Source organism: Citrobacter werkmanii, from assembly GCF_008693645.1.
GTDB lineage: Bacteria > Pseudomonadota > Gammaproteobacteria > Enterobacterales > Enterobacteriaceae > Citrobacter > Citrobacter werkmanii.
The window spans coordinates 1,114,738-1,138,978 of the sequence record NZ_CP044101.1 but is presented as its reverse complement, the minus strand read 5'-3'; the positions used below and the strand labels follow the sequence as shown (position 1 = coordinate 1,138,978).

22 protein-coding genes are annotated in these 24,241 nt (G+C 54.0%); 10 read left to right on the top strand and 12 right to left on the bottom strand.

The genetic code is table 11. The features are described from left to right. Positions 1-54: 54 nt before the first annotated feature. The 5 genes from pcnB (at position 55) to panD (ending at position 4,304) form a co-directional block, all read left to right on the top strand. On the top strand, positions 55-1,449 hold the full coding sequence (gene pcnB / locus FOB24_RS06075; protein WP_204525718.1) for a polynucleotide adenylyltransferase PcnB: 1,395 nt from the start codon (positions 55-57) through the stop codon (positions 1,447-1,449). Positions 1,450-1,559: 110 nt separating this feature from the next. Further along, the gene (folK, locus tag FOB24_RS06070; RefSeq protein ID WP_038637333.1) at positions 1,560-2,051 is read left to right on the top strand and encodes a 2-amino-4-hydroxy-6-hydroxymethyldihydropteridine diphosphokinase; all 492 of its coding nucleotides are present in this window, start codon (positions 1,560-1,562) and stop codon (positions 2,049-2,051) included. 120 nt (positions 2,052-2,171) lie between these two features. Further along, positions 2,172-2,963, top strand: coding sequence for a 3-methyl-2-oxobutanoate hydroxymethyltransferase (panB, locus tag FOB24_RS06065; RefSeq protein ID WP_150344664.1), 792 nt, complete (start codon positions 2,172-2,174; stop codon positions 2,961-2,963). 11 nt (positions 2,964-2,974) lie between these two features. After that, positions 2,975-3,829 carry a pantoate--beta-alanine ligase gene (gene panC, locus FOB24_RS06060; RefSeq protein ID WP_085048292.1) on the top strand — a complete coding sequence of 285 codons (855 nt, stop codon included), beginning with the start codon at positions 2,975-2,977 and terminating at the stop codon, positions 3,827-3,829. 94 nt (positions 3,830-3,923) lie between these two features. Continuing rightward, positions 3,924-4,304: an aspartate 1-decarboxylase gene (gene panD, locus FOB24_RS06055; protein ID WP_023178331.1), complete on the top strand. Its 381-nt coding sequence runs from the start codon at positions 3,924-3,926 to the stop codon at positions 4,302-4,304. Positions 4,305-4,310: 6 nt separating this feature from the next. Here the strand turns inward: panD and FOB24_RS06050 are convergent, their stop codons facing one another. The 4 genes from FOB24_RS06050 to FOB24_RS06035 form a co-directional block, all read right to left on the bottom strand. Continuing rightward, positions 4,311-5,540: a polysaccharide deacetylase family protein gene (locus FOB24_RS06050; protein WP_087857674.1), complete on the bottom strand. Its 1,230-nt coding sequence runs from the start codon at positions 5,538-5,540 to the stop codon at positions 4,311-4,313. 66 nt (positions 5,541-5,606) lie between these two features. After that, positions 5,607-6,047, bottom strand: a complete 441-nt coding sequence (locus FOB24_RS06045) for a PTS sugar transporter subunit IIA (RefSeq protein ID WP_069324038.1) — start codon at positions 6,045-6,047, stop codon at positions 5,607-5,609. A 103-nt stretch (positions 6,048-6,150) separates the two neighbouring features. Beyond that, positions 6,151-6,921, bottom strand: coding sequence for an ABC transporter permease (locus tag FOB24_RS06040; protein WP_038637314.1), 771 nt, complete (start codon positions 6,919-6,921; stop codon positions 6,151-6,153). Then, positions 6,918-7,844 (bottom strand): ABC transporter ATP-binding protein, encoded by a 927-nt coding sequence (locus FOB24_RS06035; RefSeq protein WP_038637310.1) that lies wholly within the window; start codon positions 7,842-7,844, stop codon positions 6,918-6,920. Before FOB24_RS06035 ends, FOB24_RS06040 begins: the two co-directional genes overlap by 4 nt. A 108-nt stretch (positions 7,845-7,952) precedes the next feature. Here FOB24_RS06035 and can point away from each other — a divergent pair, with 108 nt between their 5' ends. Then, the gene (gene can / locus FOB24_RS06030) at positions 7,953-8,615 is read left to right on the top strand and encodes a carbonate dehydratase (RefSeq protein WP_038637306.1); all 663 of its coding nucleotides are present in this window, start codon (positions 7,953-7,955) and stop codon (positions 8,613-8,615) included. 93 nt (positions 8,616-8,708) lie between these two features. Here the strand turns inward: can and hpt are convergent, their stop codons facing one another. Then, positions 8,709-9,245: a hypoxanthine phosphoribosyltransferase gene (gene hpt / locus FOB24_RS06025; protein ID WP_042312274.1), complete on the bottom strand. Its 537-nt coding sequence runs from the start codon at positions 9,243-9,245 to the stop codon at positions 8,709-8,711. Between the two features lie 203 nt (positions 9,246-9,448). Here hpt and FOB24_RS06020 point away from each other — a divergent pair, with 203 nt between their 5' ends. Then, entirely contained in the window at positions 9,449-11,839 is a 2,391-nt protein-coding gene (locus FOB24_RS06020) for a glucose/quinate/shikimate family membrane-bound PQQ-dependent dehydrogenase (protein WP_150344663.1), read from the top strand. A gap of 85 nt (positions 11,840-11,924) precedes the next feature. On the opposite strand, the gene cueO is transcribed toward FOB24_RS06020, so the two are convergent. Further along, positions 11,925-13,535 (bottom strand): multicopper oxidase CueO, encoded by a 1,611-nt coding sequence (cueO, locus tag FOB24_RS06015; RefSeq protein ID WP_087857673.1) that lies wholly within the window; start codon positions 13,533-13,535, stop codon positions 11,925-11,927. A 153-nt stretch (positions 13,536-13,688) separates the two neighbouring features. Between cueO and FOB24_RS06010 the strand changes: the two genes are divergently transcribed. Next, complete coding sequence (locus FOB24_RS06010) at positions 13,689-14,036, top strand: YacC family pilotin-like protein (protein WP_003018667.1); 348 nt, start codon at positions 13,689-13,691, stop codon at positions 14,034-14,036. 10 nt (positions 14,037-14,046) lie between these two features. Here the strand turns inward: FOB24_RS06010 and FOB24_RS06005 are convergent, their stop codons facing one another. The 6 genes from FOB24_RS06005 to acnB all read right to left on the bottom strand — a co-directional run bounded on the left by FOB24_RS06005 (position 14,047) and on the right by acnB (position 21,333). After that, positions 14,047-14,814, bottom strand: coding sequence for a DeoR/GlpR family DNA-binding transcription regulator (locus FOB24_RS06005; RefSeq protein ID WP_038637298.1), 768 nt, complete (start codon positions 14,812-14,814; stop codon positions 14,047-14,049). 9 nt (positions 14,815-14,823) lie between these two features. Next, a complete protein-coding gene (locus FOB24_RS06000) occupies positions 14,824-15,807 on the bottom strand; it encodes a D-threonate 4-phosphate dehydrogenase (RefSeq protein WP_085048296.1) in 984 nt (327 codons plus the stop codon). Further along, complete coding sequence (gene dtnK, locus FOB24_RS05995; protein WP_085048297.1) at positions 15,797-17,068, bottom strand: D-threonate kinase; 1,272 nt, start codon at positions 17,066-17,068, stop codon at positions 15,797-15,799. The genes FOB24_RS06000 and dtnK overlap by 11 nt, the downstream gene beginning before the upstream one ends. After that, positions 17,065-18,018 carry a 2-keto-3-deoxygluconate permease 1 gene (locus FOB24_RS05990; RefSeq protein WP_038637287.1) on the bottom strand — a complete coding sequence of 318 codons (954 nt, stop codon included), beginning with the start codon at positions 18,016-18,018 and terminating at the stop codon, positions 17,065-17,067. The genes dtnK and FOB24_RS05990 overlap by 4 nt, the downstream gene beginning before the upstream one ends. Before the next feature lie 180 nt (positions 18,019-18,198). Continuing rightward, positions 18,199-18,561: a protein YacL gene (gene yacL, locus FOB24_RS05985; RefSeq protein ID WP_038637284.1), complete on the bottom strand. Its 363-nt coding sequence runs from the start codon at positions 18,559-18,561 to the stop codon at positions 18,199-18,201. A 174-nt stretch (positions 18,562-18,735) separates the two neighbouring features. Then, the gene (gene acnB / locus FOB24_RS05980) at positions 18,736-21,333 is read right to left on the bottom strand and encodes a bifunctional aconitate hydratase 2/2-methylisocitrate dehydratase (RefSeq protein WP_150344662.1); all 2,598 of its coding nucleotides are present in this window, start codon (positions 21,331-21,333) and stop codon (positions 18,736-18,738) included. A 448-nt stretch (positions 21,334-21,781) separates the two neighbouring features. Between acnB and FOB24_RS05975 the strand changes: the two genes are divergently transcribed. Both FOB24_RS05975 and FOB24_RS05970 read left to right on the top strand, forming a co-directional pair. Beyond that, positions 21,782-23,383 carry a DUF3300 domain-containing protein gene (locus FOB24_RS05975; protein ID WP_137351383.1) on the top strand — a complete coding sequence of 534 codons (1,602 nt, stop codon included), beginning with the start codon at positions 21,782-21,784 and terminating at the stop codon, positions 23,381-23,383. 10 nt (positions 23,384-23,393) lie between these two features. Then, positions 23,394-24,188: a DUF2950 family protein gene (locus tag FOB24_RS05970; protein ID WP_150344661.1), complete on the top strand. Its 795-nt coding sequence runs from the start codon at positions 23,394-23,396 to the stop codon at positions 24,186-24,188. The last annotated feature ends 53 nt before the right edge of the window (positions 24,189-24,241 follow it).

The following is a 24,241-nucleotide window of genomic DNA, read 5'->3' as shown; positions in this document are numbered from 1 at the left end:
TTTTTACACAGCAACACTTGTTCTGATTGAAGTTTGACACTACCGAGGTGCACTATTTTTACCCGAGTCGCTAATTTTTGCCGCAAGGTGCTAAGCCGCGAGGAGCGCGAGGCCGAGCTTGCCGTCGCCCGTCCACATATGACGGTAATCCCGCGTGAGCAGCACTCAATCTCCCGCAAAGATATCAGTGAAAATGCCCTGAAGGTAATGTACAGGCTCAATAAGGCCGGATACGAGGCATGGCTGGTTGGCGGGGGCGTGCGCGATCTTTTGCTGGGCAAAAAGCCAAAAGATTTTGATGTCACCACTAACGCAACGCCGGATCAGGTGCGAAAACTGTTTCGCAACTGTCGTCTGGTCGGTCGCCGTTTCCGCCTTGCGCATGTGATGTTTGGCCCGGAAATTATCGAAGTGGCGACCTTTCGCGGCCATCATGAAGGCAGCGAAGCCGATCGCACCACGTCGCAACGCGGGCAAAACGGTATGCTGCTACGCGATAACATCTTTGGCTCCATTGAAGAAGATGCCCAGCGTCGCGATTTCACGATCAACAGCCTGTATTACAGCGTGGCCGATTTCACCGTGCGTGATTACGTCGGTGGCATGCAGGATCTCGAAGAAGGCATCATTCGCCTGATCGGTAATCCGGAAACGCGCTATCGCGAAGATCCCGTACGTATGCTGCGCGCCGTGCGCTTTGCCGCCAAGCTCGACATGCGTATCAGCCCGGAAACCGCAGAGCCGATCCCGCGTCTGGCAACGCTGTTGAACGACATTCCTCCCGCACGCCTGTTTGAAGAAGCGCTTAAGTTGTTACAGGCGGGCTATGGGTATGAAACCTATAAAAAACTGCGTGAGTACAGCCTGTTCCAGCCGCTGTTCCCAACCATTACGCGCTACTTCACCGAAGACGGTGATAGCCCGATGGAACGCATTATCGCCCAGGTGCTGAAGAATACCGATAACCGCATTAACAATGATATGCGCGTTAACCCGGCGTTCTTGTTCGCCGCCATGTTCTGGTATCCGTTACTGGAAGCCGCGCAGAAAATCGCGCAAGAAAGCGGTCTGGCCTATTACGACGCTTTCGCACTGGCAATGAATGACGTACTCGACGAAGCCTGTCGCTCGCTGGCAATCCCGAAACGATTAACCTCGCTGACCCGTGATATCTGGCAGTTGCAGTTACGCATGTCCCGTCGTCAGGGCAAACGCGCCTGGAAGCTGATGGAACATCCGAAGTTCCGCGCCGCCTACGACCTGCTGGCCCTGCGTGCAGAAGTGGAAAACAACGCCGAGCTGCAGCGTCTGGCTCAATGGTGGGGTGAATTCCAGGTTTCAGCGCCGCCGGAGCAAAAAGGCATGCTGAACGAGCTGGATGAAGAGCCTGAACGTCGTCGTCATCGTCGCCCACGTAAACGCGCGCCACGCCGCGAGGGCTCCGCGTGACCAATCGCGAATACCCAATGGATTTCGGGTTGCATCAAGGCGGCGACACAGCGAACTCCCGGGAGCGTACATCAGTAAGTGACTGGGATGAGCGAGGAAAGCCAACACAGATGCAGCTTGAAAGACGACGGGTATATATCGCTATTGGCAGCAACCTCGCCTCCCCGCTGGAGCAGGTGAATGCTGCCGTACAGGCGATCGGTGAAATTCCCGACAGCCGCATTGTGGCCGTCTCTTCATTTTACCGCACACCGCCATTAGGCCCACAGGATCAGCCCGATTACCTGAACGCCGCCGTGGCGCTGGATACCGCTCTCGCCCCAGAAGAATTGCTTAACCATACCCAGCGCATTGAGCTGCAACAGGGGCGTGTGCGCAAGGCCGAACGCTGGGGTCCGCGTACGCTGGATCTCGACATTATGCTGTTTGGCGATGAAGTGATTAACACCGACCGTCTGACCGTGCCGCACTACGACATGAAAAACCGGGGCTTTATGCTGTGGCCGCTGTTTGAGATCGCCCCTGATCTGATCTTTCCGGATGGTATCAGCCTGCATCAGCATCTCACCCATCTTGGTGCGGCAAAACCCGCCCACTGGTAAAATATAGCCTCCCCTTTAGCGTTTACTGCTTTAGCGCCAAACGATTGCTTAAATCAATTGCCCCCCTGAATGTGACTGTTAGAATGCCGGTAAATATGACTTTCATCATCAGGAAATGTTATGAAACCGACCACCATTTCGCTGTTACAGAAATGCAAACAGGAAAAGAAACGCTTCGCCACCATTACCGCGTACGATTACAGCTTCGCCAAATTATTCGCCGATGAAGGCATCAACGTGATGCTGGTGGGCGACTCACTGGGCATGACAATTCAGGGGCACGACTCCACCCTGCCGGTCACCGTGGAAGATATCGCCTACCACACCCGCGCCGTTCGCCGTGGCGCGCCGAACTGCCTGCTGCTCTCCGACCTGCCGTTTATGGCTTATGCCACGCCGGAACAGACGTTTGAAAACGCGGCCATCGTGATGCGTGCGGGGGCCAATATGGTCAAGATTGAAGGCGGCGCATGGTTGGTTGATACGGTGAAAATGCTCACCGAACGCGCCGTCCCGGTTTGTGGTCATCTGGGGCTGACGCCGCAATCGGTGAATATCTTCGGCGGCTATAAAATTCAGGGCCGCGGCGACGCCGGGCAGGTACTGCTGGATGACGCGCTGGCCTTAGAAGCGGCAGGCGCTCAACTGTTGGTGCTGGAATGCGTGCCGGTTGAACTGGCGAAGCGCGTTACTGAAGCGCTGTCGATTCCGGTGATCGGCATCGGCGCGGGCAACGTCACCGATGGTCAGATCCTGGTAATGCACGATGCGTTTGGCATCACCGGCGGTCATATTCCAAAATTCGCGAAAAATTTCCTTGCCGAAGCGGGCGACATACGCGCCGCCGTACGGCAGTATATGGCAGAAGTGGAGTCCGGCGTTTATCCGGGCGAAGAACACAGTTTCCATTAAGGAGTCCAGGTGTGTTAATTATCGAAACCCTGCCGCTGCTGCGTCAGCATATCCGTCGTCTGCGCCAGGAAGGCAAACGCGTCGCATTGGTTCCCTCTATGGGCAATCTGCACGACGGCCACATGAAACTGGTCGATGAGGCAAAAGCCCGAGCTGATGTGGTCATCGTCAGCATTTTCGTCAATCCGATGCAATTCGACAGACCGGAAGATTTGGTGCGCTATCCGCGCACGCTGCAGGAAGACTGTGAAAAACTGAACAAGCGCAAAGTCGATTATGTCTTTGCTCCAGCCGTTGAGGAAATCTATCCGCAGGGGCTGGAAGGCCAGACGTACGTTGATGTTCCCGGCCTCTCTACCATGCTGGAAGGCGCCAGCCGTCCGGGCCACTTCCGCGGCGTCTCGACCATCGTCAGCAAGCTGTTCAACCTGATCCAGCCGGATATCGCCTGCTTTGGCGAAAAGGATTTCCAGCAACTGGCGCTGATTCGCAAAATGGTCGCCGATCTGGGCTACGACATTGAGATAGTCGGCGTGCCGATTATCCGCGCCAAAGATGGTCTGGCGCTCAGCTCGCGTAACGGGTATCTGACGGCAGAGCAGCGTAAAATCGCCCCAGGATTATACAAAGTGATGAGCGGCATCGGCGAAAAGTTACAGGCCGGTGAGCGTGACCTGGACGAGATGATTGCCATTGCAGCGCAAGAACTGAATGAAAAAGGCTTCCGCGCCGACGACATTCAGATCCGCGATGCCGACACGCTGCTTGAACTCACCGAAAACAGCAAACGTGCGGTCATTCTGGTCGCCGCATGGCTGGGACAGGCGCGTTTGATCGATAATCAAAGCGTTACATTAGCCCAGTAGACAGGGGTTAAAAATCGGGCAATACTGCCTGAGAATTTCCAAAGCAGGCTTTAAGCGCCTGCTTAGCCAAGATAAACGACAGGGTATAGAAGTTATGATTCGCACCATGCTGCAAGGCAAGCTCCACCGCGTAAAAGTCACGCAGGCGGACCTGCACTACGAAGGTTCCTGTGCCATTGACCAGGATTTCCTCGATGCCTCCGGTATTCTGGAAAACGAAGCGATTGATATCTGGAACGTGACCAATGGGAAACGTTTCTCAACCTATGCGATTGCGGCTGAACGCGGCTCCAAAATCATCTCGGTGAACGGTGCTGCGGCGCATTGCGCTGAGGTTGGCGACATTGTGATTATCGCCAGCTTCGTCACCATGTCTGATGAAGAAGCCCGGACATGGCGGCCGAAAGTGGCCTACTTTGAAGGCGACAACGAAATGAAGCGCACCGCGAAAGCTATTCCGGTCCAGGTTGCCTGATAGTCCTTACCCCTGCGGCTGATTGACGATCAGCCGCGACATCGTTTCCAGCGAATCCGTGCGTAAAATATACAGCCTTTTGAGCAGCATCGGATTATCGCCCGGCTTCACCTTCCCCCTCACCGTAGTTACCGCCATGTGAAATCCCGCATCGCCCGCCGCTTTTACTGCCGTGGCGTTATAACCGCCAAACGGATATGAAAGATACAGGACGTGAGGATTGAACTGGGACAACGCCCGCCGCGAACGGGCAAAATCGAACAGAATGTTGTGATAGTTGCGGCTCAGCAGGATCGGCCGATGATGAGCGTCCACTCGATGTAAAAAATGGGTATGCGACTGGAAGTCAAACACATCCCTGATCCCATTCAGTTCAGAGACGCTCATAAACTGTAGCGATTTCGGATCCCACTTCTGCGGATGGCGCTTAATGCGTGACGAGATGATAAACGCCGTCGCCTTCATGCCGTTCTGTTTCAACACCGGATAAGCATAACGACTCACCGACTTCAGACCATCGTCGAAAGTCAGCACCACCGCCCGCGCCGGGAGGTTCATATTGTTGCGTACATAGCCTTCCAGTTGATACATCGTCAGCGTCGTGTAGCCGCGATCGTGTAGCCAGGCCATCTGGTTGCTAAAAGCGCGTACGGAGGTTGTGGTGGAGGTGTGACGAAAGCGGGTATTCTCTTCATCACGCAGAATATGATGATAGGTTAACACCGGGATGCCGTTGTCTTCCTGCGCATCCAGAGCACTGATATAGGCCAGTCTGCCGCCAATGCGGATCTGGTACCACGTCTGGTTGAGTCGATCTTTAAGCTTACTGATTATGGGATAGCGCAGATTATCCGCCAGCACGCCAAACGGGGCGCTACCGACATCCGGGGCATTATAAACCAGTGTATCTTTCCAGGTAATCAGGCTTTGATTGCTGAGGGGTTTATTGAGATCGCCCAAACCATCGTCAACTTTCTGCCGCCCCTGAACAGGCTCCAGATGCCCCTTATCAATAAACCCGGTACCAAAGCCAAAGGTGAATTCGTAATAGTCAGCCGCTATCGGCTCTACGGCAAGGATCTGCCCGGCGCGAACATTCCCCACCGTCACCATTTTGTCACCTATCTGCGCCCACACGGCAGCCGCTTCGGTAGTTTGCATGTAGCGAGCAGGCAAAGCCGCAGCTACGCTGCCAGAAGACAGGAGCAACAAAATAAGCACAACGCGCATAACCATATGAGATAACCGAACCGAGGCGAGAAACCTCGGCTATTGTAGCAAAAGCGCCATCAATACCAACGATTAATACTCGTACAAATCATGCTTCAACACGAAGGGGGGATTTTTTTGTTGTTGATGCCAGAGGCTTGAGACCTCCGGCCCGCCAAGCGCAACAATGCAATCGCGAAACGCAGAGCTGCTCATTGATTCCCGTGACGAAAGCATTCGCTCAAGCAATGAATAGCTGATACCTGAAATCACTTCACACTGGGGGTGTTTGTGGCTCATTAACGAGGCCACGCGGTACGGTGCGGCCCCCGCGGTATCCGTCAGGAAGATCACGCCCTCGCCTGAGTCAGTAGCATGCAGAGCGTGGCACATCATGCGGCTCAGCATATTTGAGCTGAGCCCACGCCAAAAACTTACCGCCTGGCATTGGGCCAACGGGCCGTGCTTCTGCTCCAGACGATGCAGCATATCCTGTGCCTTATCGTCATGACAGGTAATTACCCAACCTAACATTGCCTTCCTCCTTAGCAGGCAAGTAGTTTATCAATGTGATAAATCCATAATGGTGATAAGCGTCAAAAGTCTTCCTCTCCCGAGCAGAGAGAGGAAGAAAGAATTAACTGCGCAAACCGCGTCCACGCTGGATCAGGTACCAGCACAGCAAATAAAACACCGCGATGAACACCACCAGCACGCCAAACGTGGTGACCAGCGGAACATCATGGATACCCAGGAAGCCGTAGCGGAATCCGCTAATCATGTAGACAATTGGGTTCAGGTGCGACAGCCCCTGCCAGAACGGCGGCAGCAGCGTTAACGAATAGAATACGCCCCCCAGGTAGGTCAGTGGTGTTAGTACGAAGGTTGGGATCAGGCTGATATCGTCAAAGGTTTTGGCGAAGACTGCATTCAGTAAGCCCGCCAGCGAGAACAGTATCGCGGTCAGCACCAATGTGAGCGCTACAAACACCCACGAATGTACCTGGAACGGCACAAAGAACAGCGATACCGCGGTAACCAGAATGCCCACGCACAGCCCGCGCGCCACGCCGCCGCCGACAAAACCAGCGATAATGACGTGCGTCGGTACCGGAGCGACCAGCAGTTCTTCAATATTACGTTGAAACTTGGCGCTAAAGAATGACGATGCCACGTTAGCGTACGAGTTGGTGATTACAGCCATCATAATCAGCCCCGGCACAATAAACTGCATGTAGCTAAAACCATGCATTTCGCCGATACGCGAGCCAATCAAATTACCAAAAATAATAAAATAGAGCGTCATGGTGATGACGGGAGGAACCAGAGTCTGGACCCAGATACGCATAAAGCGGTGGATCTCTTTCGCCCAGATGCTTTTCAGCGCAACCCAATAAAGCTGCATCATGCGCGATCTCCTTGTTTTTCATGCACCAGAGAAACAAACAGTTCTTCCAGTCGGTTCGCTTTGTTACGCATACTTAATACCTGAATACCCTGGGCGCTCAGTTGTGAGAACACGCTGTTAACCCCTTGCTCACGCAGAACTTCCACTTCCAGCGTCGAGGTATCAACCAGACGATACTGATACCCTTCCAGTTTTGGCAGCGGACTTTTCGGCGCCAGATCGAGAATAAAGGTTTCGGATTTCAGTTTAGAGAGCAGGCTCTTCATGGAGGTATTTTCCACCAGCTCGCCGTGCTGAATAATACCGATATTGCGACACAGCATTTCCGCTTCTTCGAGATAGTGGGTGGTCAGAATAATTGTGGTGCCTTTGTCATTTAAATCTTTTAAAAAGCCCCACATTGAACGACGTAGCTCAATGTCGACGCCCGCCGTCGGTTCGTCGAGAATCAACAGCTTTGGCTCATGCATGAGCGCACGAGCGATCATCAGACGACGTTTCATCCCGCCGGAAAGCATACGCGCACGTTCGTTACGCTTTTCCCACAAGTCGAGCTGTTTTAGATATATTTCGCTACGCTTAACGGCTTCTTTATGCTCAACGCCGTAGTAACCTGCCTGGTTGACCACGATCTGCTGCACGGTTTCAAACGGGTTAAAGTTAAACTCCTGCGGCACCAGACCAAGCTGACGTTTAGCGTTAACCGTATCTTTATCGAGATCGTATCCGAAGACGCTTACCCGTCCGGAAGTTTTATTCACCAGCGAACTGATAATGCCGATGGTGGTGGATTTACCTGCGCCATTCGGTCCCAAAAGCGCATAAAAATCACCCGCTTCGACTTGCAAATCTATGCCGCGTAGCGCCTGCACGCCACCGGGATAGGTTTTCTTAAGTTCTTGAAGTTCCAGAGCAATGGTCATGGTTTTTTACTTACCTTACGTTCTGACATTTCATATATAGTTTAATTAATGCTGGAGTTACCCTATATTAGCCCATCGAATTTATCTGGTTTCGGGTCGTACAACTCCATGAAAGACATAGATACACTCATCAGCAACAATGCACTATGGTCAAAGATGCTGGTAGAAGAGGATCCCGGATTTTTTGAAACGCTGACACATGCGCAGAATCCACGTTTTCTATGGATTGGATGTTCCGATAGCCGCGTTCCCGCTGAACGATTGACCGGTCTGGAACCGGGCGAATTATTCGTCCACCGTAATGTTGCCAATCTGGTTATTCACACCGACCTGAACTGCCTCTCAGTGGTTCAGTATGCGGTGGATGTGCTGGAAGTGGAACATATTATTATTTGCGGCCACTACGGATGCGGCGGCGTCCAGGCGGCTATTGAAAATAAAGAACAGGGGCTGATTGATAACTGGTTACTGCATATTCGCGATATCTGGTTTAAACACAGCTCACTGCTGGGCGAAATGCCGCAGGAACGCCGCATGGACACGCTGTGCGAACTGAATGTCATGGAGCAGGTCTATAACCTGGGTCATTCAACGATTATGCGATCCGCCTGGAAGCGCGGTCAGAAAGTCACGATTCACGGCTGGGCCTACGGTATTCATGATGGCCTGCTGCGCGATCTCGACGTCACCGCCACCAGCCGCGAAACGCTGGAGCAGCGCTATCGCCAGGGCTTATCTAACCTCAGCCAGAAACACTGCAACCATAAATAATGTGACATTGCCGGGAGGCGGCTATGCCTTACCCGGCCTACAAACCTGCGCCGTAGGCCTGATAAGCGAAGCGCCATCAGGCACTCCAGCCAATTACTCGTCCAGCAGCACTACTTTGCCAACGTACGGCAGATGGCGATAACGCTGGGCATAGTCAATGCCGTAGCCGACCACAAACTCATCTGGAATAGAGAATCCGATAAACTCAACCGGGACATCCACTTCACGACGGGAAGGTTTATCCAGCAGCGTACAGATAGCCAGGGATTTCGGCTCGCGCAGGCTCAGAATCTCACGCACTTTAGACAGCGTGTTGCCGGAGTCGATGATGTCTTCAACAATCAGCACGTCTTTGCCACGAATGTCTTCATCCAGGTCTTTCAGGATTTTAACATCACGCGTGGTAGACATTCCGCTGCCATAACTGGATGCAGTCATGAAATCGACTTCGTGGGAGACATGCACTTCACGGCACAGGTCCGCCATAAACATAAATGAGCCGCGTAACAGACCAACCAGCACCATATCGCTGCCGCTGTCCTTATAACGTTCGTTAATCTGACGTCCCAGTTCAGCAATACGCGCTTTGATCTCCGCTTCCGGGATCATGACTTCAACAGTATGTTTCATATCTCTAACCATATGATTTAAAAACAAATCACTCAATGCTTACTTTTAATAAGCGAGCATCTAAGCGCAAGGCACGCAGTATACCAGCAAAAGCATTCATCCGCGGCATCTGTTGATAAAGTTCATTGTGTGACAATCATCACGCGTTTTAACTCCTATAATTAACTGCTATTAAAGAAATAACACCTGTGATGGTATTTTTTATGGCAAATAACAACGTACGATCCCAACGACTTATCGTGACACTGAGTGCTCTGTTCGCCGCACTTTGTGGACTCTATCTCCTGATTGGCGGAGGCTGGCTGGTCGCCATCGGTGGCTCCTGGTATTACCCTATTGCGGGTCTGGCCATGCTCGGCGTGGCCTTCCTGCTATGGCGTAGTCAACGCTCCGCGCTTTGGCTGTATGCCGTCCTGCTTCTCGCCACTATGATTTGGGGCGTATGGGAAGTCGGGTTTGATTTCTGGGCATTAACACCGCGTAGCGATATCCTGGTCTTCTTCGGTATCTGGCTGATTCTGCCGTTCGTCTGGCGCCATCTCATCGTACCTTCCAGCGGTGCGGTAACAGCGCTGGTCGTCGCACTACTGATTAGCGGCGGGATCCTAACCTGGGCGGGTTTCAACGATCCGCAGGAAGTACACGGCACGCTGAGCGCGGATACCACCCCGGCCGAAGCAATTTCACCAGTGGCCGACGAGGACTGGCCCGCTTACGGGCGCAATCAGGAAGGTCAACGCTACTCACCGTTAAAACAAATTAACGCCGACAACGTACATCAATTGAAAGAAGCCTGGGTATTTCGTACCGGTGATTTAAAACAGCCGAACGATCCGGGTGAAATCACCAATGAAGTCACGCCGATCAAAGTTGGTGATACGCTCTATCTGTGTACCGCCCACCAGCGTCTGTTTGCACTTGATGCAGCGAGTGGTAAAGAGAAGTGGCATTTCGATCCGCAACTCAATACCAACACCTCTTTCCAGCACGTGACCTGTCGCGGCGTTTCTTATCATGAAGCACGGGCCGATAACGCCAGCCCGGAAGTGGTGGCTGACTGTCCGCGCCGCATCATCCTGCCGGTGAACGATGGCCGTCTGTTTGCCCTGAACGCGGAAACCGGCAAGCTGTGCGCAACCTTCGCCAATAAAGGCATCCTTAACTTACAGACCAACATGCCGGATACCACGCCTGGTCTGTATGAGCCGACGTCGCCGCCCATCATTACTGATAAAACCATCGTGATTGCCGGGTCGGTGACCGATAACTTCTCCACCCGCGAAACCTCCGGCGTTATCCGTGGTTTCGATGTGAATACCGGTAAGCTGCTGTGGGCGTTCGACCCAGGCGCCAAAGATCCCAATTTCATCCCGTCAGATGAACATACGTTCACCTTTAACTCACCAAACTCCTGGGCCCCTGCGGCCTATGACGCGAAGCTGGATCTGGTGTATCTGCCCATGGGCGTCACCACTCCGGACATCTGGGGCGGTAACCGCACGCCGGAACAGGAACGTTATGCCAGCGCCATCCTGGCGTTAAATGCCACGACCGGGAAATTGGCCTGGAGCTATCAAACCGTTCATCACGATCTATGGGATATGGACTTACCGGCGCAGCCGACGCTGGCGGATATCACCGTTAAAGGGCAGAAAGTCCCGGTCATTTACGCCCCGGCGAAAACCGGTAACATCTTCGTGCTCGACCGCCGTAATGGTGAACTGGTGGTACCTGCCCCGGAAAAACCGGTGCCTCAGGGCGCAGCCAAAGGTGATTACGTCAGCAAAACCCAGCCGTTCTCCGATCTCACCTTCCGTCCGCAGAAAGATTTGAGCGGTGCGGATATGTGGGGCGCCACCATGTTCGACCAGTTGGTGTGTCGCGTGATGTTCCACCAACTGCGTTATGAGGGCATCTTCACCCCGCCTTCGGAGCAGGGCACGCTGGTGTTCCCCGGCAACCTGGGGATGTTTGAATGGGGCGGCATCTCCGTTGATCCTAACCGTCAGGTGGCGATTGCCAACCCGATGGCCTTGCCGTTTGTATCGAAGCTGATCCCACGCGGCCCAGGCAATCCGATGGAGCCGCCGAAAGATGCCAAAGGCACCGGCACAGAATCAGGGATTCAGCCACAGTACGGCGTGCCGTTCGGCGTCACGCTGAATCCGTTCCTGTCGCCATTTGGCCTGCCGTGTAAGCAGCCAGCTTGGGGCTACATCTCTGCCGTGGATCTGAAGACCAATGAAGTGGTGTGGAAAAAACGTATTGGCACACCGCAGGACAGCATGCCGTTCCCAATGCCGGTTCAGGTGCCGTTCAATATGGGAATGCCAATGCTGGGAGGGCCTATTTCCACCGCCGGTAACGTGCTGTTCATTGCCGCGACCGCCGACAACTATCTGCGCGCCTACAACATGAGTAACGGTGAGAAATTGTGGCAAGGTCGTCTACCGGCAGGTGGACAGGCGACACCGATGACCTATGAAGTGAATGGCAAACAGTATGTGGTGATCTCCGCCGGAGGTCACGGGTCGTTTGGCACGAAGATGGGCGATTATATCGTGGCGTACGCGTTGCCGGAAGAGGCTAAATAACTGAAAAGCCCGGTGGCGCTATGCTTACCGGGCCTACGGATGCGACATACAGGCCGGGTAAGGCGAAGCCGCCACCCGGCTTTTTTTATACCGTGAATCCGAGCATCATGCCGGTATCTTCATGCTCTAACAAATGGCAATGCGCCATATAGGCATGCTCTTTCGGCGCATTGTGGTCAAACTTCACCAGCACCTCGCTGACGCCGCCTTCTACCCGTACCGTGTCCTTCCATCCCGCGCGGTGCGCGGCAGGCGCTTTGCCATTCTCAGACAAAATGCGGAACTGGGTGCCGTGAATATGGAACGGATGCAGCATCATGTCGCCCTGACCAGAAATCACCCAGCGCTCATGCTGACCTTTCGCCGCGGCGAACATGGGTTTATTCATATCAAACGCCAGACCGTTAATCCGGTTGGCATTATGGAAATCAAATGATCCCGTCTGCTTCATGTTGCCATGCTGCATATTCCCCATGTTGCCATGGTTCATATTGCCATGATTCATCTTCCCGTGGCCCATATTGTCATTATTCATATGGTCCATCATCTTCCCATGATCCATACCCGCCATCGCCTGACCGCCGTATTTCTTCATCAGCATTTGCATGCCCATCATGTCGAGCATCGGATCCATAGACAGCTGTAGTTTGCGCACCGTCAGGCCATCCAGTGACGGCAATGACGGCATGGATGTCAGCGAATCAGGCAGCGTTGCGGAAGCGGTAATCAGCAGCGGCTGAACGCGCATCACCGGGTGCGGCTTATCAAATGGCGCAACCGCCATCCCCATCTGGCTGACAGGAAGAGTGACCAGATCAAACGCCTTACCGTCGCTCACATCCACCAGCACTTCAAAGCGCTCGCCCATCAGCATGGGAAGTTCAGTTACTTTGACCGGTTCAGCCAACAGTCCACCATCGCTGGCAATAACGTACAGAGGACGATTGTCGCTGGCGGCAATATTCAGCGAGCGAGCGTTACACCCGTTCAGCAGGCGCAAACGCAGCCAACCGCGCGGCGCGGCATGCTGAGGATAAATCGCGCCGTTGGTCAGCAGCGTATCGCCAAACCAGCCGACGGCAGCGGTCATCATGTCCAGTTGATAGTTGATCTGTCCATCGGCGGAAAACTGCTTATCCTGAATAATCACCGGCACATCATCTATGCCCCACTGCTTCGGCAGTAGTAGTTTGTGAATCTCTTCATCTTCAATCAGCACCAGTCCGGCCAGCCCCATCGCCACCTGACGACCGGTTTTGCCATGCTGATGCGGGTGGAACCAACAGGTTGCTGCCCGTTGATCCGGGGTGAAAGTGACAGAGCGTTTCCCGCCTGCCGGGATAATACCTTGCGGCCCACCGTCAACTTCACCAGGAATTTCCAGTCCGTGCCAGTGCAACGTCGTCTCTTCGGCAAGCTGGTTGTGGATATCCACCGTCACCGATTGCCCTTTGTTCAGCTTTAGAGCCGGTCCGAGCAAATTGCCGTTATATCCCCACGTCGTGGCGGTTTTACCTGCAAAGCTCGACTGCCCGACTTGTGCAATCAACTGAATGCGATTAGAAGCATCGGCGGTTAACAGGTCTGGAATGGGCAATGCCGGACGGTCGGCGGCAAATACGCTACGGCTCCATAGAGGTAATGCTGACGCGACGCCCAGCGCCACGGAGTACTTTAAAAAGTCACGACGTTGCATAATCACTTCCTTATATTCAGCAGCTTAAGCAGGCTATCTTTTAAGCATAAGCCTTCCCCTTACGGGAAGGTCAAGTAAACGGCTAATAATAAAGGTCGTCGCTTCGCTCGCAGTGTGCTAACGTTTAAATTCCGTGATGCAGTGGTAGAAGCAATGAAGACGTTTTTCAGAACAGTTTTGTTCGGCAGCCTGATGGCCGTATGCGCAAATAGCTACGCGCTGAGCGAGTCCGAAGCCGAAGATATGGCCGATTTAACGGCAGTTTTTGTTTTTCTGAAAAATGACTGTGGATACCAGAATTTGCCAAATGGGCAGATCCGTCGCGCACTGGTCTTTTTTGCCCAGCAAAACCAGTGGGATCTGAGTAATTACGACACCTTCAACATGAAGGCGCTGGGTGAGGACAGCTATCGCGATCTCAGCGGTATCGGCATCCCAACGGCAAAAAAATGCAAAGCGCTGGCGCGTGATTCCCTGAGCCTGTTGGCTTACGTTAAATAATCCACCGCCGTTACTCTGGCTGTACCAGCGTCAGGGCCACGGATTGCGCTTTTAATTCAGCCTTTGCGCCTTGCGGTAAATTCACATCGGTAACAATATCAGTAAAGCGGCTAAGCGGCGCGACGTTAAATAACGAATGCGCGCCATACTTACTGCTATCCGCCAGTAATACCTTCCGTTGCGCATTGGCAATAATTTCTTGCTTCAGTCCCGCTTTGTCTTCCGTTGGCGTGGTCACCCCCTTGTCCATGCTCCAGGTGTTACAGCTCATAAAGGCGATATCGGGATAGACGCTACGCAACATTTTCCGTCCAAACTCACCAATGCAGGACTGACTGCTGTCATCAATGCGCCCACCAACAATCGTCACTTCTATCTGGCGGAATTCTGACAAAAACAGGGCAATATGCAGATCAACAGTAATGACGCGCAGCGGCAAATGGGTCAGACATTTTGCCAGCTCCAGCATTGTGGTACCGGCATCAAGCACCACGGCATCGCCAGCATGCACCATTGAGGCGGCAAAACGCGCAATCGCCCGTTTCTCAGCGGGCGATCGCAGTTGCTTTTCATTGGTGGTCGGCTGCGCCGCTTCAAAACGTCGCAGGGCAACACCGCCGTGGCTACGGCTGATCACGCCCTGTTCATCCAGCTTGATGAGGTCGCGTCTGATTGTTGCTGGAGAGGCGTCAACCGCCTCAACCAGTTGCTCCACGGTAACCAGCGTATGATTTTTCAAATACGCCACAATCTTATCCAGACGGTGTTGGCCTTTCATAACAGTAAATTACGCCAGTTGCATTGCCAGTTTGATCGATACGGCCATGCTCTCAGATTTTGCTTTTCCCGTCCAGGCGATATCAAATGCCGTACCGTGATCGGCTGAGGTACGAATAAACGGCAAACCTGCTGTGATATTTACCCCATCATAAAAACCAAGCAACTTAAGCGGGATATGACCCTGATCGTGATACATCGCCACCACCATGTCGTACTGGCCTTCATAAGCCTGCAAAAACACAGTATCCGGCGGGCACGGTCCGTATACATTCATCCCCTTCGCTTTCATATTCTCAATCGCAGGCCCGACAATGCGGATTTCCTCATCACCAAACAGGCCATTCTCACCGGCATGTGGATTCACCCCCGCGACGGCAATACGCGGATGCGCAAAACCGACGCGCTTCAGGAAGGTATCGGCAATGCCAATCACCGTTTCAACACGTTGCCCATTGAGCGTATCGAGAAATTTGCGCAAAGCAATATGCGTGGAAACATGGATGACTTTCAGCTTGTCGGTGTAGAGCACCATGGCGTAATCACGACTTTCCGTCAACGTTGCCAGTAGTTCCGTATGTCCGGGATAATTGTGTCCGCCAAGATGTAATGCTTCTTTATTCAACGGCGCGGTCGCAATGGCGTGCACATCGCCCTTCATCGCCAGTTCCGTCGCCCGTTTTACACAGCGATAGGCCAGATCGCCTGCCTGCGCCTGCACTGTTCCCGGGACCAGTTCGTCGGGTTGCGCCAACGGTTCATCAATCACATGAATCGTACCCGGTTCGAATCGGGCATCAGCAACCTTTTCGATTGCACGGAATGTCACCCCTTCAGCCAGCCCCTGGGCCTGTAATCGCTGCAGAGTTTGCAGGCACCCAACCACCACCAGCGGGGCGCCATTAAGGTCATCTTCACGCAGTGCTTTAACAATAATTTCCGGACCAATCCCCGCCGGATCTCCCATCGTAATCGCAATAGTTTTAGTTACCACGGTACATCTCCTCAATAAAATAAAGCGCATCACAAAGGGTCGTGTCGGAACCGAATCCACCCGCTTTGGTGATTACTGGCAAGTCATCAATCTCGCTGTTCACAAATGTTCCACACGGAATACAGGGGGCAACCTCACTTTGAATGCGATACCCTTCTGCCCCCAGCGCACTGGCGACCGCCGTAGCAATATCGCCTCCGGTCAGGAACAAACCGCCGATACGCGCCCGCTCAATAATCCGCAATGTTATCTCTCCAAGACGCCGACTCAGCAGCTCTCCCAACTGTTGCCGGCTCATCCCCAGGTTGGCGCACAGCGAGTCGATCATATTCCGGTCTTCTGCACGCCGACTGGTCCGCAAGATCGTGTGCTGTTGCTGGCTCAACTGCGCGCAAGCCTGTTCAACAACAGAGGCCATTTCCTGCTCAAATGACGATGCAGACAATCGCGCGGCATCGATTTCAACCACCGTTGCCCGGCCCTGGCACAACGCTTTTTCCACCTGACGTCGCGTTGCTTCGCTCATTGAGCCCGCCACGACCAGCACCGGTAATGCCTGCTTTTCTTGCATAAACGTTCCGGCAGGTAAGGCATTGGCAAGCCCTGCCGCCCCAACCAATAACGGCATCTGTTTTTGTTCGCAGACTGCGTGCGCGATTAGCGACAGATCTCGCTCTTCCACTGCATCCACAACCACCATGCATTCGCCTTCTGTCGCAAAAGCGCGAAGCAGCGCACTTAAGCTTCCCCGACGCACATCCGATAGCGACACCTCATGTACCGGGATATCGCTTTGCAACGCGATCAGCTCAGCAATACGAGAAGAGTGAATGGGCGTTTTTGGATCGCTGGCAAATTCCGTCTCCAACAGCGGCACGCCATGTACCAGACATAATCCATCCTGCGTGGTACGCCCGGCTGCTGGGATCGCTGCCGCAATCACGGCCAGCGTCCGACCAGCAGCACGCATCGCTGAGGTGACTTCGGCCCCGACATTGCCCCGGAAAGTAGAGTCGATTTTTTTGTATACCAGCGGTGTTACTGCTTCTTCACACCATGGCGCTAACGCCTGTTGTACAGCTGCAGCGGCCTGCATTGCAGGCATCGCCCGACTTTCGGTGTTGATGACCAGAACATCGGCGCGACGAGAGGGTTTCTGCGCAGGTGTGAGCATGACCTCCGTACGTGCGCCTTTTTTCGCCAACTGTACGCCGGTATCGTTAGACCCCGTAAAATCATCGGCGATAACGATCATTTTCATGCTTTGTTCTCCTGAACTGCCTGGCGCGCCTGCTTTTTCGCCACCCACGAGGTAAGAATTGGCGTCAGAATAGCGGTCGTGATGACTGACGCTGCGATCAACGGCGCAGCCGCAGCAGCAACCTCTGCCAGCGATGGATCGGCTTGTGCTATCGCCAACGGCGTCGCTACCGCGTTCCCTGCAGTACTGGATGCAGCAGCACCAGCAATACCACTCCCTCCGACGAGACGGTCGGCGCGAATGTTAAAGAAGCCGCCAACAAAGGTGGTCAGCACCCCCAACAGAATGCCCGCCAGACCGCCCTGCAGCAGCATTTCCAGGTTAATACCGGCCCCAAGCGCAAAGGCAAAGAAAGGAATGAGCAACGGACCGCCTTTGGTCAGGAAGTCACGCATATTGGCATCGAGGTTACCGAGGATCATACCTACCACCAGCGGTACCAAAACCGCCACCAGCGCCATGATAGGAATATTTGCCATACCCGCCGCGCCCAACGCGATCATGGTAAAGAAAGGCCCATCATTCAGTGACAAGATAGAGATCGCACCGACATCACGTTCGTTGCCAAACTCCCCCACCAGCGCCGCATAAAGCCCGCCATTGGAGTTACTCATTGCCGCAATAATGGCGACACCGCTTAAGCCAAAGATACCTTCCGCGCCAAACAGATGTTCAACCCCGAGACCAATCGCGATGGCGACAAGTAATTTTGTCAGCGTAATCGTACCGCCTTGTAACAAAGCTTGTGGCGCCGCCTTTACGCTAATCCCTGCGCCCATGCAGAGCAGGAACGCGCCAATTAGAGGAGCTGCGCCATTTTTAAATAAAGCAGTGGTGAATCCACCAATCTGCAACGCCTGCGGGGCAAAAGTGTTGATAATGGCACCGATAACCAACGGCACAACCATCATGCCGCCGGGTACACGTTCTATTGCCTTCTTGATGTTCATGGTCTTCCCGCCTGTTGTTATGTTGTGATTAAATAAAATCATAACGATTATATTCAATCAAAATAAAAGCGCAAACGCGGCAGATCACAGTTTAATAATGATCAATAAAAATCAAATAATCATTTTTATGAAAAAAAAGCCGGGTTCGTCTCACCCGGCTTGATTGATATCTGAAATTTCTCAGGATTGATGGACAAATTCACGGTACGCCGCGACCACTTGCAGAAAATCCTCTACGCCGCAGAGCGAAAAGCTCTCTTCGTCGTAGTAGCTCATCCCCTCTTCCATTTCATCGCCTGAGAACTCAAGCTGATTGGCGCGAATCATCACCTCTTCGCCATCCAGCCAGAGCGTGTATTCATGCCCTGCTCGCTGCCAGGAGCGCTCACTGCCCTTAACCGCACGCGCCGCCTGTTCCACTTCATCAAGTAAGGCCAGGTTCTCTTTCACTTCTTCATTAAACCAGTGCCCCACCACCTCGTGGCCCATGGACATACGCACTTTTACCACTCCGGTAATATCGCGCAGAAATTCGTAATCCATAATGTCTTCCTCTGCTCCCGGCAATGCGCCAATACCGCATTGCGCCTTGCTGTAATTATCGCAGCAGCGCGGCAGAAAAAAAGCGTAGCGGGTATAAGGAATAGAAATAAAAATGCCCGGAGAAGCAGACTTCTCCGGGCATTGATGCGTTTTTACACAAAACGCGTTAGCGCATTAGACTGCGGTCTGGAAAATCACGCCGTCCGCTTTCTCGGTGTACTGAGAAAGCTGGTCGAAGTTCAGATAACGGTAGGTATCCACCGCCGTCTTATCCACCTGCGCCACATAGGTCTGATACTCTTCCGCTGTAGGCAGTTTGCCAATCAGCGCCGCAACCGCCGCCAGCTCAGCAGAAGCCAGATAGACGTTTGCCCCGGTACCTAAACGGTTCGGGAAGTTACGGGTAGAGGTCGATACCACCGTTGCGCCGTCAGCCACACGCGCCTGGTTACCCATACACAGGGAACAGCCAGGGATCTCAATACGCGCGCAGCTCTTACCAAACACGCTGTAGTAGCCTTCTTCGGTCAGTTGCGCCGCGTCCATACGGGTCGGCGGAGCCACCCACAGGCGCGTCGGCAGTTGGCCTTTGTGCGCATCCAGCAGCTTACCAGCGGCGCGGAAGTGGCCGATGTTGGTCATGCAGGAACCGATGAACACTTCGTCGATCTTCTCGCCCTGCACGTCGGACAGCAAACGCGCGTCGTCCGGATCGTTCGGCGCACACAGGATCGGCTCTTTGATATCCGCCAGATCAATGTCGATCACCGCCGCGTATTCCGCGTCAGCATCGGCTTCCAGCAACTGCGGATCCGCCAACCATTTTTCCATGCCCTGCACGCGACGTTCCAGCGTACGACGATCGCCGTAGCCTTCTGCAATCATCCACTTCAGCAGCACGATGTTGGAGGTCAGGTACTCGATAATCGGTTCTTTGTTCAGCTTGATGGTACAACCGGCAGCGGAACGCTCGGCGGACGCGTCGGTCAGTTCAAACGCCTGCTCGACTTTCAGATCCGGCAGACCTTCAATTTCCAGGATGCGGCCAGAGAAGATGTTTTTCTTCCCTTTCTTCTCCACGGTCAGCAGGCCCTGTTTAATTGCATACAGCGGGATGGCGTGTACCAGATCGCGCAGAGTGATGCCTGGTTGCATTTTGCCTTTGAAGCGCACCAGAACGGATTCCGGCATATCCAGCGGCATCACGCCGGTCGCGGCAGCAAACGCCACCAGACCAGAGCCCGCCGGGAAGGAAATACCAATCGGGAAACGGGTATGGGAGTCACCGCCAGTACCGACGGTATCCGGCAGCAGCATGCGGTTCAGCCAGGAGTGGATAACGCCGTCGCCCGGACGCAGCGACACACCGCCGCGGTTCATGATGAAGTCTGGCAGCGTGTGGTGCGTGTTCACGTCCACCGGCTTCGGATACGCCGCAGTGTGACAGAAGGACTGCATCACCAGGTCAGAAGAGAAGCCCAGACACGCCAGGTCTTTTAGTTCATCACGGGTCATCGGGCCAGTGGTATCCTGGGAACCCACGGAAGTCATCTTCGGTTCGCAGTACGCGCCCGGACGGATACCTTTCACGCCGCAGGCGCGGCCAACCATTTTCTGCGCCAGAGAGAAGCCGCGGCTGCTTTCCGCCACGTCTTTCGCCTGACGGAAAACGTCTGAGTGCGGCAGACCCAGCGCTTCACGCGCTTTGGTGGTCAGGCCACGACCGATAATCAGCGGGATACGGCCGCCGGCGCGGACTTCGTCGATCAGCACGTCGGTTTTCAGTTCAAATGTCGCCAGCAGCTCACCGGTTTCGTGGTTGCGCACTTCACCGCTGTAAGGGTAAACGTCAATCACGTCGCCCATGTTCATGTTCGACACGTCGACTTCAATCGGCAGCGCGCCCGCATCTTCCATGGTGTTGAAGAAGATAGGCGCAATTTTGCCGCCGAGGCACAGACCGCCGCCGCGCTTGTTCGGCACATGCGGGATATCATCGCCCATGAACCACAGTACGGAGTTGGTCGCCGATTTACGGGAGGAACCGGTGCCGACAACATCACCGACGTAGGCCAGCGGGTAGCCTTTTTTCTGTAATGCTTCGATTTGTTTGATCGGGCCAACGACGCCCGGCTGATCCGGGTCAATGCCTTCACGGGCGTTTTTCAGCATCGCCAGGGCGTGCAGAGGGATATCCGGGCGTGACCACGCATCCGGGGCCGGAGAGAGGTCATCAGTGTTGGTTTCACCCGTCACTTTAAAGACGGTAACGGTAATTTTTTCAGCAAGCTGAGGACGGTTCAGGAACCATTCGGCATCAGCCCAGGACTGCATTACCTGCTTCGCATATTCGTTGCCCGCTTTGGCTTTTTCTTCTACATCGTAGAAGTTATCGAACATCAGCAGCGTTGAAGAGAGCGCTTTGGCAGCAATCGGCGCCAGTTTTGCGTCGTCCAGCGCATCGATCAGCGGATGAATGTTGTAACCACCCTGCATGGTGCCCAGCAGTTCAATGGCTTTTTCTGGCGTGACCAGTGGGGAGGTGGTGTCGCCTTTCGCGACAGCAGCGAGAAAACCGGCTTTAACATATGCGGCTTCATCTACGCCAGGAGGAACGCGGTTGATCAACAGGTCTAACAGGAATTCTTCTTCGCCCACAGGCGGGGTCTTCAGCAGCTCGACAAGTGCGGCCATTTGGGTTGCGTCTAAAGGTTTGGGCACAATCCCCTGGGCAGCACGCTCAGCTACGTGCTTACGGTATTCTTCTAGCACGACGATATCTCCTCGCTCTCATTGTCATAATGCGGCGCTTTTGTTGATGGGCGATTCTCTTCACGCTCCTGTGAGACAGTAGTTAGTAGGGTAAATGCCCGGTACCGCATAAGGCACAATAACAGGATTTTCTTTAAGTGTTAATCTGTTTACAAAAAAGCAACATAAAAAATTGGCTGAATCGTTAAGAATGGTGTAGCGGCGAGGCGGGACGCATTTCAGAGGGATAAAGGGCGCCGTAAAGCGGTTGATTTTCAAGCGTGACATGCTGAATTTTCCAGCGTTTTTTTAGCCGTCAGATATAATTGTGTAATAAATACTCACACTCTTTTTCCGGACCTGCCGGCTGAATCCCCAATAAAAGTCAAAACTGTCAAACACGGGTGCATGATACTCGCGGCAACAGGAACGCCTCACGGCACAGCGCTTGTCTCGTTGGAGTCATTTTATGAAGTTGCCATTTAAGCCACATCTGCTTGTTCTTCTGTGCAGTGCCGGGTTGTTTGCCGCCTCTGGCGTGATGTTCGTTAAAAGTCGCGTAACGGAGCCCGCTGCGCCGGCCCCCGTCGCACAACAACCTTCAACGCCGGCACCAGCTCCCGTAGCGGCCCCTGCTCCCGTTGACCAACCTGCGCCTGCTGCCGCGCCGACATACTCGGCTGCGCAAATCGATCAGTGGGTGGCGCCTATCGCGCTCTATCCGGATTCACTGCTGTCACAAATTTTGATGGCCTCAACCTATCCGGCTAACGTCATCCAGGCCGCGCAGTGGTCAAAAGATAATCCCAAAATGCAGGGCGATGCCGCCATTCAGGCCGTTGCTGGTCAACCCTGGGATCCCAGCGTGAAATCGCTGGTTGCCTTTCCACAGTTAATGTCACTGATGGGTGAAAATCCGCCGTGGGTACAAAGCCTGGGTGACGCTTTCCTTGCGCAACCGAAAGACGTCATGGACTCCGTACAACGCCTGCGCGCGCTGGCGCAACAAACCGGGGCGTTGCAATCGACACCGCAACAGACCGTCACTACTGTGACAAAAGCGGCACCGGCTAAAACCGTCACCAGCGAGTCAACAACCAGTTCTACTACCACGACCGCCACGACAAGCCCAACGATTATCAAAATTGAATCCGCCGATCCACAGGTGGTGTACGTCCCCACCTATAACCCGAACACGGTTTACGGCACCTGGCCCAATACCGCCTATCCGCCAACCTATCTGCCGCCAACGCCCGGCGAGCAGTTTGGCAACAGCTTCGTGAACGGTTTAGGCTTCAGCCTCGGTGTCGCCACAACCTATGCCATCTTCAGCAACATCGACTGGGATGATGACGATGACTGGGACCACCATCATCACGATGACTGGGATAACCATGGCGGGTATAACCGCAACGGCGATAACAACATCAATATCAACGTTGATAACTTCAATAAAATCAGCGGGCAACGGCTAACCGACGCCAACCGTAACTGGCAGCACAACCCGGCCTATCGCGAGGGTGTGCCGTACCCTAATAGCCAGCTCAATAACCGCTTTCACTCCACTAACACGGCAACGGGCTTAAGCTCAACCCAGCAACGACCGGTCAACCGTGATAGCCAGCGTCAGGCAGCCCTGAGCCAGATGGAAAAATCAACGGGGAAAACATTCCCGCAAACGGCGCGTACGGGCACGAGAGACGCCCAGCGTCAGGCATCCAGTCAACAACTGAAGCAAATTTCTCAGCGTAATAACTACCGCGGTTACGATACCAAACCGCAAACGGCGCAACGGGCAAACACTCAGCAGCGTGAAAATCGCCAGGCTGCCGCCCAGCGCCAGGAGAAACGGATCACGCAACCGGCGCAGCAACGCAATATACAGCAACATAATTTTCAACAACGGACCAGCCAGCCGCGCGCCAATGCGCTGAGCGGCAATGACAGTCGCTCCGCCAGCTGGCAGGCGCAGCAGCAGCGAGGGGCCCAAAGCAGGCAGTTCGCCCGCAACCAGCCATCTCGCCAGCTATCCGGCGGTCGTGCTGAACACCGTGAATTCCGTCATCGTTAAGGGAACCGACATGAAAAATAAACTACTCAGTGGAATGGTGTTGTTCATGGTTTCGGCCACCGCGATGGCGCAGCAATCCTTCAGCACGCCAGACCAGGCCACCGATGCGCTGGCAAACGCTATTAGTGAGCAAAATGAAAGTGCGATGAACAACCTGCTCGGGGAAAACTGGCGCGATTTTCTGCCGCCGGAAGGCGTCGATCCTGATGCGGTAGACCGCTTCCTGCGCGACTGGAAGGTTCGCCATAACACCGTTGTCGACGGTAATACCGCGCATCTTGTTGTCGGAGACAGCGACTGGCAACTGCCGATCCCGGTGGTTAAAACCACCTCTGGCTGGCAATTTGATATTAAGGAAGCGGCCGAAGAGATCCTGACCCGAGAGATTGGGCGCAACGAACTCGCTGCCATCGAGGCGTTACATGCCTACGTCGATGCTCAGCAAAGCTACTTTGCGATGAACCAGACGTACGCACAAAAGATTGTCAGCTCTGAAGGGAAAAAAGATGGTCTGTACTGGCCCGTTTCACCCGGTGAAGCGCCAAGCCCGCTTGGACCAGCCTTCAGTCCGCAGGAACCCGGTACAGGCTATCACGGTTATCATTTCCGTATTCTTCCCGACAAAACCAGCGGCTTTGCGATGGTTGCCTGGCCCGTTAGCTACGATCATACTGGCGTGATGAGCTTTATGGTTAACGGTGATGACAAGGTCTATCAGGCGGATCTTGGCGAGGAGTCGCAGCAAAAAGCACAGGCGTTAACCGCCTACCACCTGGATAAAACCTGGCAGCCTGTCGCGCCCTGAATCCCCAGAGTCGAAGGATGAGTTGCCGGGTAAGCGTAGCCCCCCGGCAACTC